The sequence below is a fragment of the Streptomyces sp. LUP47B genome (assembly GCF_001746295.1).
Lineage (GTDB): Bacteria > Actinomycetota > Actinomycetes > Streptomycetales > Streptomycetaceae > Streptomyces.
The window spans coordinates 807,866-823,182 of sequence record NZ_MJAH01000002.1; the positions used below are offsets into that span (position 1 = coordinate 807,866).

Consider the following 15,317-nt stretch of genomic DNA (forward strand, 5'->3'; position numbering starts at 1 on the left):
GATCGACCGGAAGCGCTGGCGCCTCAGAGGGGTTCATGGACCACTAGCCTCAAGAACATGGCGAGACTTCATCTCTTCGACCTCGACGGCACGTTGCTGCATGGGACCAGCGCTCCCGTGCAGATTTCCCGGCAGCTCGGGCTCGAGGCCGAGACGGTGGCACTCGACCAGGCGGTCGGGGCCGGACTGATAGGCCCGCCCGAATATGCACAGCAGGTGCACGCGCTGTGGGCGTCCCTGACCGAGGCGCACGTCGTCGCGGCCTTCGAAGGTGCCCCGTGGCTGGCCCGCATTCGTGAGGTCTGGGCGGAGATCAGGGGACAGGGCGACTACTGCGCGGTCGTGTCGCTCTCGCCGTCCTTCTTCGTGGAACGGCTCACCAGTTGGGGAGCTCATGCCGCATACGGGTCCCGCTTTCCGGCCGTCCCCTTCACCGAGCCCGTGGATCCTGCCGGAGCCCTCAGCGCCGCCGCCAAGGTCCTGATCGCGGACCGGCTGTGTGAGCGATTCGGAGTGACACGAGCGGACTGCGTTGCCTATGGAGACTCGTCCTCCGACAAGGATCTGTTCGTTGCGGTGCCGATCTCCGTTGCGGTCAATGCGGACCATCATCTGTCCGATATCTCGACCCACTCCTACAAGGGCATGGATCTGTGGGAAGCCTATGAATTGGTGCGCCACGCCCGGTAATTGAGGCAATTCACAGTTCGTCCCGCGAACACCCCGCGAGCAATTCGTGGAGGAGGAGGCGGGACTTGTGTGCGGAGCGGTGACCGGTAGGGTCGACTCCGGTTCCTGTCCGTACTGGGGTGCGACTGCCTCTGTGCGGCCGAGAGTGGGGCAATGCAGCCTAATCGGACGGAGAGATCGAAGACCCGCATTTGTGGTTGTACGGCCAGGGCATTCGCGCGCGGTGGGACGCTGCAGTGTGGGTGATGCGGCCAATGTCACACTCTCGCCTACTTGTCCGTACGGACGGCGAATGCGGGTTGAATGTGGCCGTGTTGGCCGGGACGCCGAGCGGGGAAAGCGAGCCGTCTGCGGGGGAAAGCAGGCATCTTCCGACCGAGGAAGTGCGCAGACCGACCGAAAGATGTTCGAGGCGAGGCACACCATGGACGCTCCGACCACCATGTCGGCCGACAACGGTATATCCGGGGGCGGGGGCGGCTGGTTCACTTCACGCAATCAGCCGACGGCGGCGCCCGGCGCCGAACAGCAGACGGCGGAGGGAAGCAGGCTGGCCGCGCTGCGCCCGGTCCGCAGGCCGAGGACGGATAACTCGCCAGGGCCCTCGACAGCCACCGAACCGGATCCGTCGGACCAGACCACGGCGCCGCCCGGCACGCAGGCCGACCGCGAGGAAGTGACCCCGGCCGAGGAGATGGACGCCCCGGCCGACGAGACACAGCCCCCGGCACGGTCGGAGGAGATACACCCCCCGGATCAGAGCCAGCAGAGGGGGCAGACCCCGAGTTCCGCCCCCGCTCAGCCCCCGAAAGTGCCGGACGACACCCCCTCCGCAAGCCTCCGAGTGCCCGTCCAGCGCTCCTCCCCACCCCAGGGCACCACCCCGCCGCTCGGTACCGCTTCGCCTCAGTTTCCGGGCCTGTCCCCGAGAGACCAACCGCCCTCCCCGGACGCCGTCCGCATCCGCCGGACCATGGCCGAGGTGGCTCCTGTCGCCGAGAAGGTCACTTCGTACTTCTACGCGTTGCTCTTCGTACGCCACCCCGAACTGCGCCCACTGTTCCCCGCCGCCATGGACGCCCAGCGGGACCGCCTGCTCAGGGCACTGCTGACGGCGGCCGAGCACATCGACAACACCCCCGTCCTGGTCGACTACCTAAAGAACCTGGGCCGGGGCCATCGCAAGTACGGCACCCGTGCCGAGCACTATCCGGCGGTCGGGGAGTGCCTCATCGGCGCGCTGAGCAAGTACGCCTCCGGCATCTGGGACACGGAGACGGAAGCGGCCTGGGTCCGGGCGTACACGACGATCTCGCAGGTGATGATCGACGCGGCGGCCGCGGACGAACTGCGCGCCCCCGCCTGGTGGTATGCGGAGGTCGTGGCACACGACCTGAGGACCCCGGACGTCGCCGTCGTCACCGTCCGGCCCGACCAGCCCTACCCCTTCCTCGCCGGCCAGTACACAAGCCTGGAGACACCGTGGTGGCCGCGCATATGGCGGCACTACTCCTTCGCCTCGGCGCCACGCTCAGACGGTCTGCTGTCGTTCCACGTGAAGGCCGTCCCCGCGGGCTGGGTCTCCAACGCCCTGGTGCACCGGGCTCGCCCCGGCGACATCATCCGGCTCGGTCCGCCGGCCGGGTCCATGACCGTGGACCACACCACCGACAGCGGACTGCTCTGTCTGGGCGGCGGAACCGGCATAGCTCCGATCAAGGCGCTGGTCGAGGACGTCGCCGAACGCGGCGCACGACGGTCTGTCGAGGTGTTCTACGGGGCCCGCACTGACAACGACCTGTACGACATCGACACGATGCTCAGGCTCCAGCAGTCCCACCCCTGGCTGTCCGTCCGCGCCATCGTCGATCAGCAGGCCCATGTCCAGCTCCCGGACGCCGTACGCGAGTACGGCCCCTGGCACGAGTACGACGCCTATCTCTCGGGCCCGCCCGGCATGATCCGCAGTGGTGTGGACACGCTCAGGTCCATCGGGATCCCGTCGGAACGCATACGCCACGACTCCGTGGAGGAGATCGTCCTGGCGCAGTGATCCTCCGAGAGGTCAGCCCAGATCCGGGGCGTGCATGGCCCGTACGCCTTCGATGTTGCCGTCCAGATAGTGCCGCAGGGACAGCGGGACCAGGTGGACGGAGGCGATCCCGACGCGGGTGAACGGCACCCGGACGATCTCGTACTCTCCGATGGGCTCGTCCACTTCCGGCCCATGCCGCAGGGACGGGTCCATCGATTCCAGGTGGCAGACGAAGAAGTGCTGCACCTTCACTCCGGTAGCGCCGCCGTCGTCACCGATGTGCTCGACGGTGTCGACGAAGCAGGGCACCACGTCGGTGATCTTGGCGCCGAGCTCTTCGTACACCTCGCGGTGCAGGGCGTCGACGACGGTCGTGTCCGTCGGCTCGACTCCGCCGCCGGGAGTCAGCCAGTAGGAATCCATGCCGGGCTTGGTGCGCTTGATCAGGATCAGGTCGTCACCGTCCAGCAGGACGGCACGGGCGGTGCGCTTGACCACGGGTCGGACGGTCATGGGGGGAATGTGGCCCGGATGGTTCCACGTGAAACATCGCATGTGGTGACCGACCGGGCTCGCTGCGTTAAAAGCGCAAAGTAGCTGCTCAACCCCAGTCGGCAGCCGCTCGCAGTAACCACTCGTGCGCCCGTGCGATGTGCGGCATGGCCAGCGTTCCGGTGCGCACCACCAGGAAGTACGTCCGAAGCGGTGGCACGGTGGGCTCGTGGAGGGCGACGACGTCACCACGCTCCAGTGCTGACGCGCACAGATAGCGCGGCAGCACCGCGAGCCCGGCGCCCGCGACCGCACAGGCGAGAACCGCACGCAGATCGGGGACGACGACGGTGCCCGGGGCGGCCGGGCGGGAGTCGAAGACGGAGGCCCAGTAGCGCGAAACGAAGGGGAGTGACTCGTGCACCTCGATCACGGGGACGTTCTCGAACGCGGGGGCTCGTTTGACCGACGGAACAGTCTCGAGCGCCTCCCCTGAGCCAATCTGACCGGCCCACTTCGGTGCGGCGACCAGGACGTGCTCCTCGTCGCAGAGCGTGCTCGCCGTGAGCAGCGCACCCCGTGGACGAGCCGTGCTGATGGCCAGATCGTGATGCCCGGCGGCCAGACCCTCCAGTGTTTCCTCGGCGTTCCCGAAGGACGCCCGCAGAGCGTAGCCCTGGCCGTCCTCGCCGTTCAGCTCGGTGAGCGCGGGCAGCGCCCGCTCGGCGGTGAACTCGGGTGGCCCCGCGAGATGCAGTGTCCTCAGGGACGACTCGTCGTCGAGGCCGGTCTCGGTGATCTCCACCAGGGCGTCGAGATGGGGGGCGGCCTTGTGGGCGAGTTCGTCGCCGATGGTCGTCGGGGTCACGCCGCGGGCCTGGCGCAGGAAGAGGGGGCGCCCCAACTGCCTTTCCAGGGTGCGGATCTGCGAGGTGACGGCCGGCTGCGAGAGGCCCAGCAGCGCTGCGGCACGGGTGAAGGAACCGGCCCGGTGCACCGTCACAAAGGTGCGCAACAAAGCCAGATCCATGGCGGTGCCCCCTTCCCTGCCCTTCTCCCCGCCTTGAGGCCGGGCCAACTATAAATATGTCGATAGGTCTCTGTCGCTACTGTGATTGGACACTGACAGAGAGTCAACTAGCCTTGTTCGCGCGGTTCTTCGCGCGCAGAACCGGGGGCGGTCCGAGCCACGAGGGGGGAGGCTCGGACCGTCCGTTGTACGTAGCCGGACACCTGCGAAACCATGAGGAATCGGTCAGTCCGTCGATTCGTCCAGCGCACGCAGCACATCCGCCACCAGGTCCTCGGGATCCTCCGCCCCGACCGAGAAGCGGATGAAGCCCTCCGGCACGTCGTCCCCGCCCCAGCGCCGACGTCGCTCGGCCGTGGAGCGCACTCCGCCGAAGCTCGTCGCGTCGTCCACGAGCCGCAAGGCGTCGAGGAAACGGTTGGCACGCACGCGCGTGGGCAGCGTGAAGGAGACCACGCAGCCATAGCGGCGCATCTGCTGCGATGCGATCTTGTGCGACGGGTCGTCGGCCAGTCCCGGGTAGCGCAGCCCGGTCACCTCCGGCCGCTCGCGCAACGCCTGGGCGAGCACGAGCGCGGTCGCGTTCTGCCGGTCGACCCGCATCTGGAGCGTGGCGATCGAGCGATGCGCGAGCCAGGCCTCCATCGGTCCCGCGATCGCACCGACGATCTTCCGCCAACGGCGTACGGCGTCCATGGCCTCGCCCGCGCGGCCGGTGACGTACCCCAGGAGGACGTCTCCGTGCCCCGTGAGCTGCTTGGTGCCGCTGGCCACGGAGAAGTCCGCGCCGAGCTCCAGCGGGCGCTGTCCGAGCGGCGTGGCGAGCGTGTTGTCGACGGCCACGAGCGCCCCACGCGCGTGTGCCGCCTCGACCAGCCGCCGGATGTCGCACACGTCGAGGCCGGGGTTCGACGGCGTCTCGAGCCACAACAGCCGTGCGCCGTCCAGGATGTCGAGCTGGGCGTCACCGGCGGTGGGAGCGGTGCGCACCTCGATGCCGTACGTCTCCAGCTGCGCCTTCACCAGGGGCATCGCCTGGTAGCAGTCGTCGGGCAGGACCACGGTGTCGCCTGCGCGCAGTTGGGAGAAGAGGACGGCGGAAATGGCCGCCATGCCCGAGGCGAAGACCAGCGTCTCCACGCCGTCCTGCCCCGGCGCCTCCAGTTCGCCAATGGCGCTTTCCAGCAGGTTCCAGGTCGGGTTCGTGTCGCGGCCATAGGTGTACGGGCCGTCCACCTCCCCGGGCAGATGGAAGTGGGCGGCGAAGGCGGGACCGGGCAGGGTCGGTTCGTTCTTGACCGCCTCGGGCAGTCCGGCCCGCACCGCGCGCGTGCCCTCTCCCTTGTCCGCAGCCCTGTCGCTCATGCCACCCGTCCTTCCGTCTGCTCGCGCACCTCGGCGAGCAGACCCTCGCTCGCCGTCTCCACCATCTCAAGGCACTCCTCGAAGCCGTCCAGGCCCCCGTAGTACGGGTCCGGAACGTCGAGCTCGTCGCCTGCGGCGGGGTCGTACGAACGCAGCAGCCGAACCTTCGCGGCATCCTGCGGGGTCGGTGCGAGGCGTCGCAGCGCCTTGAGGTGGCCGGTGTCGAGGGCGATGACGAGGTCGAGGCGGGAGAACCAGGACGGCTGGAACTGCCGGGCCGTGTGACCGCCGTCGTAGCCGTGCTCCTCCAGGACGGACACGGTGCGCGGATCGGCGCCGTCGCCCTCGTGCCAGCCACCTGTTCCGGCGCTGTCGACCTCGACCAGACCGTCCAGGCCGGCCTCCGCCACGCGGGCGCGGAAGACCGACTCGGCCATCGGGGAACGGCAGATGTTGCCCGTACAGACGAAACAGACGCGGTAGGCCATGCCTCGTCAGTCCTCGTCGGGCAGGACGACGTGCAGGGCCCAGGCCACTATCGAGATGATCAGGCCGCCCAGGACGGCGGTCCAGAACCCCTCGACGTGGAAGCTCAGGTCGAGCTTGTCGGCCAGCCACGAGGTGAGCAGCAGCATCAGTGCGTTGACGATCAGGGTGAACAGGCCGAGCGTCAGGATGAACAGCGGGAAGGTCAGTACCTTCACGATCGGCTTGACCAGGACGTTCACCAGGCCGAAGACCAGGGCGACCAGGATCAGCGTCCAGACCTTCTTGCCGGTGCTGCCACCCGTCAGGGTGATCTTGTCGAGCAGCCACACCGCGACCGCCAGAGCACCCGCGTTGGCGATCGTCTTGACTACGAAATTCTTCATGTGTCTGATCGTGACAGAAGAGATCGGTTACGGGCACTGACGAGGGCGGACCAAGTCGATGAAGGCATTCCGGTTGGATGAACTGGAGGCGGAGCGAGCCGCCAACGACGGCGCCTATCTGCAGTTCCTGCGTGAGCGGAACATGTCCGTCGGCCTCTACGCGCTCGACGCCGGCGCCCAGGACCCGCAGCAGCCCCACCACCAGGACGAGGTCTACTTCGTGGTCAGCGGCCGCGCGGCGATCACCGTGGGCATGGAGACCACCCAGGTGTCGCGCGGCAGCGTGGTGTACGTACCGGCCGGTGTCGCCCACAAGTTCCACCACATCAGCGAGGACCTCAGGGTCATGGTGGTGTTCTCTCCCCCGGAGAGCTGACCTGCGGTCTCGGGGTTCCCTAGGGGATCAGTCAGGGGAGGACAAGGGGTGCGAGGCCCCCGCAGAGGCACCTGCCGGCCCTAGCATCGAGTGCAGGACATTGATGGATCCGGTACCAGAGGTGCCGGACGGTGCAGGACTTCAGAGAGGTTAAGTGCGATGGGAGAGATCTTCGCGGGGCTGCCGTGGTGGGTGAAGTGGATCGCTGTGCCGGTCATTGCCCTGGTCGTGTTCGGCGGGCTGATAGCCACGGTCGTCGGCTTCGTCATCGGCCTGCTCTTCAAGCTGCTGGTCTTCGTAGCCCTGGTCGGCGGACTCGTCTACGTCGTACGGAAGTTCATGTCGAGCTCCTCGTCGCGCAGCGACTGGTGAGCGTCCGGAGGGGGCCGGGCGGCCGGTAACAGGAATCCCCCGTTCGCTCGGGGGAGGGAAGTTTTCCGGACGGACCGTATACGTGCGGTGGCGGACCGTTAAAGTCCGGAACTCGACGCGGGGACGACCCCGCGAGCGGCGTACACCCCCTCCCGTGTTCCCCGCACGGGGCCCCTCGCGCTCCGGGAGTGACCCTTGGCCACGGTTGACACCGCACCCGCACAGATCGACCGTTCGACGACGGCTCCCGCACAACCGACGGCTTCGGCACAGCCGACAGCGCCGGTACAACCGACAGCTCCCGCACAGCCGTGTGCTTCGGTACGACCGTCCGCCCCCGTACGACCGTCAGCCCCCGTCCAGCGCCACGCGGCGGGCTCCTCCGAAGCACCCGAACAGGCCCACTCCGCGACGCTCATCGGGTCCGTCCAGCGTGCGATGCGTCTGCTCGAGTCCGTCGCGGAGCACGAACACGGAGCACCCGCCAAACAACTCGCCCGCGAGACCGGGCTGGCGCTCCCCACGGCGTACCACCTGTTGCGCACCCTCGTGCACGAGGGCTATCTGCGCCGCGACAAGGGCCTGTTCTTCCTCGGCGAGGCGGCCGAGCGGCTGAGCAGCAGCGGAGCAGAGCAGAAACGTCGCAGCACCGTCGTCGAGGCGCTCGCGCACTGGCGCGACCTGATCGGCGTGCCGGTGTACTACGCGCAGTACCGGAGCGGCGAGATCGAGGTCCTCTGTGTCTCCGACAGCCCCGGCAACCCGGCGGTCGAGGAGTGGGCCGACTTCCGCGAGACCGGACACGCGCACGCCATCGGGCAGTGCCTCCTCGCCCAGCTCGACGACGAGGCCCGGCGCGACCACCTGGACCGGTATCCCGTGCAGTCCATCACCCCGTACACCGTGCGCGACGGGCACAGCCTGCTCCGGCGTCTCGAACGGGCCGCGCGAATGGAACCGGTGATCGAGCGTCAGGAGTACGCACTGGGGACGGTGTGTGCGGCCATTCCGATCACGTTGGGTAATACCGCGGCAACGATGGCCATCTCCCTGCCCGCCCGTCAGGCGGACCGGTTGCCGACCGCAACCCAGCAACTGCAAGAGGAAATCGGGCGGCTGATGGGCTCGCTGGCGATCTCTATCAGTATCTGAAAACTCACTCCTTGTGATCTGTTGTGTACGTTCAGCAAGATGCCACCAGTGTCAGAGGGATCATTCCCGGCCAACGAAGGCAGACGACGGGGTAGGCGATGCGCGAGTCCGTACAGGCAGAGGTCATGATGAGCTTTCTCGTCTCGGAGGAGCTCTCCTTCCGCATTCCGGTGGAGCTGCGCTACGAGGCCTGCGACCCCTACGCAGTCCGGCTGACCTTCCATCTCCCGGGCGATGACCCGGTGACCTGGGCTTTCGGCCGCGAGCTGCTGATCGACGGAGTGGGTCGGCCATGTGGAGAAGGCGACGTGCGCGTCTCGCCCGCCGGTTCCGACCTGCTGGGCGACGTCCTGATCAGGCTTCAGGTCGGCGGCGATCAGGCACTGTTCCGCTCGTCGACGGCGCCGGTCATCGCGTTCCTCGACCGCACCGACAAGTTGGTGCCGCTGGGGCAGGAGGCCGCTCTGGCCGATTTCGACACCCACCTCGACGAGGCGCTGGACCGGATCTTGGCGGAGGAACAGAGCGCGGGCTGACGCCTTACGGCATTGGGGTTTCCGGTATTGAGGTGACGGAACGCCTCATCGTGAGGTGGGAGGATGCAGGAACGCTTCTGCCGCGGTGGGACCCTGAGCGTGTAGGAACGTGGCGCCGGGCCGGGCTGCCCGCACATGCCCTACGGCGAGCGCGTCTCATCGTTGAAGCCGGGAGCCGGGAGCCGGGAGCCCCGGGCTGCTTCGGGCGAATCCTGAAGTCGCCTTCACGCTGGACTGGGTGGGCCCGAACGGAGCGGAGCGGTCCGCGCCTCATGCGGCGCCCCGCCTGGGGGAGATCGGCCACTCGGTGCCCGTCCGACGGAGGGCGCGATCAGAAGCGCCCCAGTCTCGGCTTGCCCCCGCGGCCCAGCTCAGTGCTTGCGCCGCCGCCCCTTGCCACCGCGTGCCGCTGCCGGCCGGCTGTCAGCCGTACCCGCGCTCGCGCTGGTCGCCGGTACGGGCACGGGCATGGGAGCCCCTGCTCCCGCACTCACCGTTCCCGTCCCCGGCCGGTCCGCCGAGACCACCAGGGCCGCGAGGACCGTGGTGACCGGAACCGAGGCGACGAGGCCGATCGAGCCGACCAGCGTGCGCACGATCTCCTCCGCCACGAGCTCACTGTTGGCGACGGCTCCCACGCTGGACTGTGCGATGGAGAAGAGCAGCAGCAGCGGCAGCGCGGCACCCGCGTAGGCGAGGACGAGCGTGTTGACGACGGAGGCGATGTGGTCCCGCCCGATCCGGATACCCGCACGGTAGAGCCCACGCCAGCCCATGGTCGGGTTGGCCTCGTGCAGCTCCCAGACGGCGGAGGTCTGCGTGACCGTCACATCGTCGAGGACACCGAGCGAGCCGATGATGACGCCGGCGAGCAGCAGTCCGCTCATGTCGATCGACGGATACAGCCCATGGATGAGCCCGGTGTTGTCGTCCGTGTTGCCCGTGAGCGCGGCCCAACCGATGAACTGCGATCCGAGGATGCCGATCAGAATCAGGGAGATCAGCGTGCCCAGCACCGCCACGGAGGTTCTGGCCGACAGACCGTGGCACATGTAGAGGGCGATCAGCATGATGGCGCTCGACCCGACCACCGCCACGAGGAGCGGGTTCGAGCCCTGCAGGATCGCGGGCAGGACGAAGAAGTTCAGCAACAGGAAACTGACGGTCAGCGCGACCAGGGCCATGACACCGCGCAGTCGTCCGACGATCACCACGGCGAGCGCGAAGATGCCGGCGAGGAGTCCCATGGGGAGCCTGCGGTTCACGTCGGCGACCGAGTACTGCAGATCCCTGGGCGCCGAGGGTTCGTACGCGACCACGACCTTCTGGCCCTCGTGCAACTGCCGGGACTGGTCCGGTTGGACGATCTCCGTGAAGGTGCGGCCCTTGTCGTTCCCGGTGTCGACCCGGATCGTCGCCTTCTTGCAGGTGCCGTTCGCCTGCTGCTCGGCGGAGGAGCCCTCGGCGGTGGAGGTGTCCCCGGTCGGGGCCTCCCCCGAGGCGTTCACCGACTTGCAGCTGACGCTCACGACCTTGCTGACCGTGGCCTGCTGGGTCTGTCTGTCGAAGCCGACCCCGGTGCGTTCGTGCGCCGGAGCGCCACCGGGCCACAGCACTGCGAGACCCACCACCACGGCTACGCCGAACGGGATGAGGATCGCCGCGATAACCTTGCGCAGGTGCTTGGAGACGGGAGTTGCCGGCCCGTGGCTGTGACTGTGGCCGTGCCCGCCACCGCTGCCGGACTCGGAACCGTCCCCCTGCGCGTGCCCATGCGCATGCCCGTGTCCGTCGCCGGGTCCGTGCCCGTGGCCGTCACCACCACCCCGGCCCCCGCCACCCCGACCGCTACCGCCCTGGCCGCCGCCCAGGTCACTGCCACCACCCTGGCCACCGCCACCGGCTCGGGGCCCGTACCCATAGTCCTGCCCGCTGTGGCCGCCCTGCCCGCCCTGCCCGCCGTGCTCATGCTCGTGCCAGTCGTCGGCCCCGCCGTCTCCGAAAGTCCCGCGGGAGCCATTGCCGGGGCCAGGCCCGGTGCCGTTTCCGGAGCCCGGCCGGCGCGGAGGCTCGGGAGGCGGGTACGGGGGCTGATGCGTCGTGGTCACCGACCGATCATCGCAAGAACGACAGGGGCCCTCTGTTCACCGCGCCCGAATTGACGCTAGCGTGGAGCCACCTTTGTACACGCGGGAGCTCGGAGCACCGGGCTGAGAGGGCGCTGACCTCCGTCCCAGCGATGTTTCACGTGGAACGTCATCTCGAACGAGTGACGTTCCCCACGAAACGTCGACAGACGGAAACCGCTGCGTCGACCGCCGAACCTGTTACCGGGTAATGCCGGCGTAGGGAGTAGGTCTCATGACCATCAAGGACGCGCGCACGCCTGCCTCCGATCAGCTCGACGGGGAGGCCGGGAAGTCCATCGGCTGGCACAAGGCGTACATCGAGGGCTCGCGCCCCGACCTTCGGGTGCCGGTCCGTCAGGTGCACCTCACCAACGGGCAGTCGGTCACGCTGTACGACACGTCCGGCCCGTACACCGATCCGGTCACCGAGACGGATGTCCGACGGGGCCTTGCCCCACTGCGCGACAACTGGATCATCGCCCGTGGGGACACCGAGGAGTACGCGGGACGTCCCGTGCGCCCCGAGGACGACGGGATCAAGCACACCTCACCGCGGGGTGGCCTCCGTAACCTCGACGCGGTCTTCCCGGGGAGGCCACGCCAGCCGCGCCGTAGCCGTGACGGCAGCGCGGTCACGCAGCTCGCCTACGCCCGTCGCGGTGAGATCACACCGGAGATGGAGTACGTGGCCATCCGGGAGAACGTCTCTCCCGAGGTCGTACGGGAGGAGATCGCGGCGGGGCGCGCGGTGCTGCCGGCGAACGTCAACCACCCCGAGATCGAGCCGATGATCATCGGCAAGCGGTTCCTGGTGAAGGTCAACGCCAACATCGGCAACTCCGCGGTGACCTCCTCCATCGAGGAGGAGGTGGAGAAGATGACCTGGGCGACCCGCTGGGGCGCCGACACGGTCATGGACCTGTCCACCGGCCGCAACATCCACACCACTCGCGAGTGGGTGCTGCGCAACTCTCCTGTCCCCATCGGCACTGTGCCGCTCTATCAGGCGCTGGAGAAGGTCGACGGCCGCGCCGAGGAGCTGACCTGGGAGATCTACAAGGACACCGTCATCGAACAGGCCGAGCAGGGCGTGGACTACATGACGGTTCACGCGGGCGTGCGCCTGCCGTACGTACCACTGACGGCCAACCGCAAGACCGGCATCGTCTCGCGCGGCGGCTCGATCATGGCGGCCTGGTGCCTCGCGCACCACAAGGAGTCGTTTCTGTACGAGAACTTCGAGGAACTGTGCGAGATCCTCGCCGCCTACGACGTCACGTACTCGCTGGGCGACGGCCTCAGGCCCGGTTCGATCGCGGACGCCAACGACGAGGCACAGTTCGCGGAGTTGCGCACGCTCGGGGAACTCAACCGGATCGCGAAGCGTTTCAACGTACAGACCATGATCGAGGGCCCGGGGCACGTCCCGATGCACAAGATCAAGGAGAACATCGACCTTCAGCAGGAGATCTGCGATGAAGCTCCGTTCTATACGCTCGGCCCGCTGACAACCGACGTCGCGCCGGCCTACGACCACATCACCTCCGGCATCGGCGCCGCGATGATCGCCTGGTGGGGCACCGCGATGCTCTGCTACGTCACGCCCAAGGAGCACCTGGGCCTGCCCAACCGGGACGACGTCAAGACGGGTGTAATCACCTACAAGATCGCCGCTCATGCGGCCGACCTCGCCAAGGGACACCCAGGCGCCCAGGAGTGGGACGACGCCCTCTCCGACGCCCGCTTCGAGTTCCGCTGGGAGGACCAGTTCAATCTGGCCCTCGACCCCGACACGGCCCGGGAGTTCCACGACGAGACCCTCCCGGCCGAACCGGCCAAGACGGCCCACTTCTGCTCCATGTGCGGGCCGAAGTTCTGCTCGATGAAGATCTCCCAGGACATCCGCCGTCGCCACGGCGACAGTCAGGGGGAGATCGAGGAGGGCATGGCCCAGAAGTCGAAGGAGTTCGCGGCGGCGGGCAACCGGGTGTATCTGCCGATCACGGAGTGACGTAGGCGAATCGCTCGCTGACCGGCGCGGCGCACCATCGGCAGTCGGCCCGCGGCCGAGTCTTCGGCTTGCGCTCCCCGTGGTGGGGGCGCAAGCCGAGGGGCTGTGCCGGGTGCTACTCCGGCTGGTGTTCCGGCCCCCCGAAGTCCGGGCTGGTGTAGTCCGGGCTGCTGAAGCTCGGGCGGGCACCGGATGCTCCGTCGTCCGGGCTGCTGAAGCCCGGGCGGTCGTAGCCGAGGCTGGGCATCCGGCTGGTCGGTGCGGGTGGAGCCGTGTGGTGCAGTGCGGCGGTGCCGGGGTCGGCCAGGGCCTCCCTGAGGAAGGGGAGGATGCCGCGTTCCAGCAGGGCCTCGCGCCAGGCGTCCCTGGCCCGTGCCACCTCCTCATTCAGCTCGCCGTACCCCGCGTCCGGCGAGGGCCGGTTGCGCAGGGCGGTGAGCAGCAGTCCGACAGCGGCGACGAGGATCGCTGCCGCGGTCAGGGCGCCGAACACCCATCCGATGGTGATCATGGCGTGGGCGAACGCCGGCGGTGGGCTGAGCATCTGGAGGATGTAACCCACGAGCAGGAAGATCGCCGCGGCTATTCCGGCGAGGACGGGCGTCAGGACCGCGGCGACGGCGACGGCGCCCGCACCGGCGGTCTCGGCGACCTCTCCCATGGTGGTGGCGAGCCCCATCGCACCCGTGCCCGACTCGGCGGGACCGGGTTCGTGCACGGACGACAGGGTGGACGGCGCCGCCGGGCGGCGCTGTTCCTCGCGGACCTTCACGTAGTGCTGGTACTCGGTCGCCGCGGCCGCCGTGACGAGTGCGGTGGCGTTGAGCGCCATGGTGCGCAGCTGTTCGGGATTCAGCCGCTGTCCGACAGCGGCCAGTTCGGGACGGTGTGGTGCGGAGCGCAGCGCCTCATCGAGGATCCGCTCGTACTCCTGGCGGTCCTCGCTGTGCAGGTGCTGCGGAACGCTGTTCATGTGCATCCCCCGATGCTCCGTAGGGCTTGGGGCTCGCATGCCAACGAGCCGTCGGGCAGAAACGGAGGGGAGCCTGCTACGGATAAGCAGATGGTAGAGCGGTCACGGCACAGGGTGACAGGGGGTTTCCAGAAATTGGCCTCTGGCCTGCGCGGTCGACGGTCAGTCCGTCATGGGGGAACGACTGCCCCGCGAACGTTCAGATATCCAGGGGAAGTTGCTGGACCAGCAGTTTTCCGGCCATGGTCACCCCGCCGTCCATCGCGATGGCCAGTCCGTCGGCGTAGACGTGCGGTCCCTCGACCACCGGACCGGATTCGTCCTCATCGTCCTCGGAACCCACTTCGCCGAGCAGATAGGGGATCGGACTGTGGCCGTGAACGATCCGCGCGCCACCGTACGTATCGAGCAGGGAGCGCACATGGTCGGCCCCGCCCTCGTCGCGGAAGGAGAACCGCTTGGTCAACTTCCGGAACAGATCCCACACCTCGTCCGCGTCGTTGCGCGTGAGGGTCTCGCGGACGGTGTCGTTGACCGCCTCGATCGAGTCGCCGTAGTCGAGGTAGGCGGTCGTGTCGGAATGGACGAGCAGATGTCCGTCGACCTCCTCGACGGCGTCCAGCCGTGCCATCCACTGCAGATGGTGGTCCTGGAGGCGGTCCATGTCGGTCTTCTGTCCGCCGTTGAGCAGCCAGGCCGCCTGGAAGGTGGCGGTGCCCGCGCCGGAGTTGACGGGGGTGTCGCCGAACCGCTTGGCGCCGAGCAGCAGCAGTTCGTGGTTGCCCATGAGGGCCTTGCAGTAGCCGCCGGCCGCGGCGGCCTCCGCTGACAGCCGCATCACGAGGTCGATGACGCCGATGCCGTCGGGGCCGCGGTCGGTGAAGTCGCCGAGGAACCACAGCCGGGCGGTGCCCGCGCACCAGTTGCCCGCGGCGTCGACGAGGCCCTTCTCATGGAGTGCGGCCATCAGTTCGTCGAGGTAGCCGTGGACGTCGCCGACGACGAACAGCGGACCGGGACCGTCCACCGCCTGTTCCGCGGGGTCGGCGGCCGACTGGAACTCGTCGCCGTGGTTGATGACGGGCAGGTCCTGCGCGGTGGGGGTGTACCCCTCCGGGTAGGCCTCCTCCTCGGCCGGGACGACGTCGCCTGGGTGCGTGCTGTGGCCGTACGGACCGGTCTCGTTGACGTACGCGGGCACCCGGAAGTCGCGCAGCACCGCCGTGCGCTCCGCCTCGGGTCCCTGACCGGCCCCCTGAGTCATCAGACCCCTCCACCATCGCG

General features: G+C 68.4%; 15 protein-coding genes and 1 riboswitch. Of the genes, 7 read left to right on the forward strand and 8 right to left on the reverse strand.

The genetic code is table 11. The features are described from left to right. Positions 1-57 precede the first annotated feature (57 nt). Complete coding sequence (locus tag BFN33_RS10225; RefSeq protein ID WP_069759562.1) at positions 58-690, forward strand: HAD family phosphatase; 633 nt, start codon at positions 58-60, stop codon at positions 688-690. A 403-nt stretch (positions 691-1,093) separates the two neighbouring features. Beyond that, positions 1,094-2,743 (forward strand): globin domain-containing protein, encoded by a 1,650-nt coding sequence (locus BFN33_RS10230; protein WP_079140741.1) that lies wholly within the window; start codon positions 1,094-1,096, stop codon positions 2,741-2,743. A 12-nt stretch (positions 2,744-2,755) separates the two neighbouring features. Here BFN33_RS10230 and BFN33_RS10235 read toward each other — a convergent pair whose 3' ends face one another. The 5 genes from BFN33_RS10235 to BFN33_RS10255 all read right to left on the reverse strand — a co-directional run bounded on the left by BFN33_RS10235 (position 2,756) and on the right by BFN33_RS10255 (position 6,484). Next, positions 2,756-3,238: an NUDIX domain-containing protein gene (locus BFN33_RS10235; RefSeq protein ID WP_069759563.1), complete on the reverse strand. Its 483-nt coding sequence runs from the start codon at positions 3,236-3,238 to the stop codon at positions 2,756-2,758. A gap of 88 nt (positions 3,239-3,326) precedes the next feature. Continuing rightward, positions 3,327-4,247 (reverse strand): LysR family transcriptional regulator, encoded by a 921-nt coding sequence (locus BFN33_RS10240; protein ID WP_069759564.1) that lies wholly within the window; start codon positions 4,245-4,247, stop codon positions 3,327-3,329. Between the two features lie 225 nt (positions 4,248-4,472). Further along, positions 4,473-5,612, reverse strand: a complete 1,140-nt coding sequence (locus tag BFN33_RS10245) for a cystathionine gamma-lyase (RefSeq protein ID WP_069759565.1) — start codon at positions 5,610-5,612, stop codon at positions 4,473-4,475. Further along, complete coding sequence (locus BFN33_RS10250; RefSeq protein WP_069759566.1) at positions 5,609-6,100, reverse strand: low molecular weight protein-tyrosine-phosphatase; 492 nt, start codon at positions 6,098-6,100, stop codon at positions 5,609-5,611. The genes BFN33_RS10245 and BFN33_RS10250 overlap by 4 nt, the downstream gene beginning before the upstream one ends. A 6-nt stretch (positions 6,101-6,106) precedes the next feature. Next, a complete protein-coding gene (locus tag BFN33_RS10255) occupies positions 6,107-6,484 on the reverse strand; it encodes a phage holin family protein (RefSeq protein WP_069759567.1) in 378 nt (125 codons plus the stop codon). Positions 6,485-6,542: 58 nt separating this feature from the next. Between BFN33_RS10255 and BFN33_RS10260 the strand changes: the two genes are divergently transcribed. The 4 genes from BFN33_RS10260 to BFN33_RS10275 all read left to right on the forward strand — a co-directional run bounded on the left by BFN33_RS10260 (position 6,543) and on the right by BFN33_RS10275 (position 8,920). Then, entirely contained in the window at positions 6,543-6,860 is a 318-nt protein-coding gene (locus tag BFN33_RS10260; protein ID WP_069759568.1) for a cupin domain-containing protein, read from the forward strand. Positions 6,861-7,019: 159 nt separating this feature from the next. After that, a complete protein-coding gene (locus tag BFN33_RS10265) occupies positions 7,020-7,232 on the forward strand; it encodes a DUF5326 family protein (protein ID WP_037711649.1) in 213 nt (70 codons plus the stop codon). 417 nt (positions 7,233-7,649) lie between these two features. After that, positions 7,650-8,384 carry an IclR family transcriptional regulator gene (locus BFN33_RS10270; RefSeq protein ID WP_256122710.1) on the forward strand — a complete coding sequence of 245 codons (735 nt, stop codon included), beginning with the start codon at positions 7,650-7,652 and terminating at the stop codon, positions 8,382-8,384. 98 nt (positions 8,385-8,482) lie between these two features. Then, positions 8,483-8,920 (forward strand): SsgA family sporulation/cell division regulator, encoded by a 438-nt coding sequence (locus BFN33_RS10275; RefSeq protein WP_069759570.1) that lies wholly within the window; start codon positions 8,483-8,485, stop codon positions 8,918-8,920. A gap of 371 nt (positions 8,921-9,291) precedes the next feature. Here BFN33_RS10275 and BFN33_RS10280 read toward each other — a convergent pair whose 3' ends face one another. Next, positions 9,292-11,028, reverse strand: coding sequence for a YibE/F family protein (locus BFN33_RS10280; protein ID WP_370743265.1), 1,737 nt, complete (start codon positions 11,026-11,028; stop codon positions 9,292-9,294). Between the two features lie 71 nt (positions 11,029-11,099). Next, a riboswitch (TPP riboswitch) is annotated at positions 11,100-11,289 on the forward strand. On the opposite strand from BFN33_RS10280, the gene thiC reads away from it, so the two are divergent. Further along, positions 11,282-13,060, forward strand: a complete 1,779-nt coding sequence (gene thiC / locus BFN33_RS10285; protein WP_069759572.1) for a phosphomethylpyrimidine synthase ThiC — start codon at positions 11,282-11,284, stop codon at positions 13,058-13,060. Its footprint overlaps the riboswitch before it by 8 nt. Before the next feature lie 115 nt (positions 13,061-13,175). On the opposite strand, the gene BFN33_RS10290 is transcribed toward thiC, so the two are convergent. Both BFN33_RS10290 and BFN33_RS10295 read right to left on the reverse strand, forming a co-directional pair. Then, positions 13,176-14,039: a hypothetical protein gene (locus tag BFN33_RS10290; RefSeq protein ID WP_069759573.1), complete on the reverse strand. Its 864-nt coding sequence runs from the start codon at positions 14,037-14,039 to the stop codon at positions 13,176-13,178. A gap of 193 nt (positions 14,040-14,232) precedes the next feature. After that, positions 14,233-15,297 carry a metallophosphoesterase gene (locus BFN33_RS10295; RefSeq protein ID WP_069759574.1) on the reverse strand — a complete coding sequence of 355 codons (1,065 nt, stop codon included), beginning with the start codon at positions 15,295-15,297 and terminating at the stop codon, positions 14,233-14,235. Positions 15,298-15,317 lie beyond the last annotated feature (20 nt).

Coding starts and splice junctions, on each gene's coding strand:
- BFN33_RS10225 (WP_069759562.1), top strand. CDS start 58: ATGGCGAGACTTCATCTCTTCGACCTCGACGGCACGTTGCTGCATGGG.
- BFN33_RS10230 (WP_079140741.1), top strand. CDS start 1,094: ATGTTCGAGGCGAGGCACACCATGGACGCTCCGACCACCATGTCGGCC.
- BFN33_RS10235 (WP_069759563.1), bottom strand. CDS start 3,238: ATGACCGTCCGACCCGTGGTCAAGCGCACCGCCCGTGCCGTCCTGCTG.
- BFN33_RS10240 (WP_069759564.1), bottom strand. CDS start 4,247: ATGGATCTGGCTTTGTTGCGCACCTTTGTGACGGTGCACCGGGCCGGT.
- BFN33_RS10245 (WP_069759565.1), bottom strand. CDS start 5,612: ATGAGCGACAGGGCTGCGGACAAGGGAGAGGGCACGCGCGCGGTGCGG.
- BFN33_RS10250 (WP_069759566.1), bottom strand. CDS start 6,100: ATGGCCTACCGCGTCTGTTTCGTCTGTACGGGCAACATCTGCCGTTCC.
- BFN33_RS10255 (WP_069759567.1), bottom strand. CDS start 6,484: ATGAAGAATTTCGTAGTCAAGACGATCGCCAACGCGGGTGCTCTGGCG.
- BFN33_RS10260 (WP_069759568.1), top strand. CDS start 6,543: ATGAAGGCATTCCGGTTGGATGAACTGGAGGCGGAGCGAGCCGCCAAC.
- BFN33_RS10265 (WP_037711649.1), top strand. CDS start 7,020: ATGGGAGAGATCTTCGCGGGGCTGCCGTGGTGGGTGAAGTGGATCGCT.
- BFN33_RS10275 (WP_069759570.1), top strand. CDS start 8,483: ATGCGCGAGTCCGTACAGGCAGAGGTCATGATGAGCTTTCTCGTCTCG.
- thiC (WP_069759572.1), top strand. CDS start 11,282: ATGACCATCAAGGACGCGCGCACGCCTGCCTCCGATCAGCTCGACGGG.
- BFN33_RS10290 (WP_069759573.1), bottom strand. CDS start 14,039: ATGCACATGAACAGCGTTCCGCAGCACCTGCACAGCGAGGACCGCCAG.
- BFN33_RS10295 (WP_069759574.1), bottom strand. CDS start 15,297: ATGACTCAGGGGGCCGGTCAGGGACCCGAGGCGGAGCGCACGGCGGTG.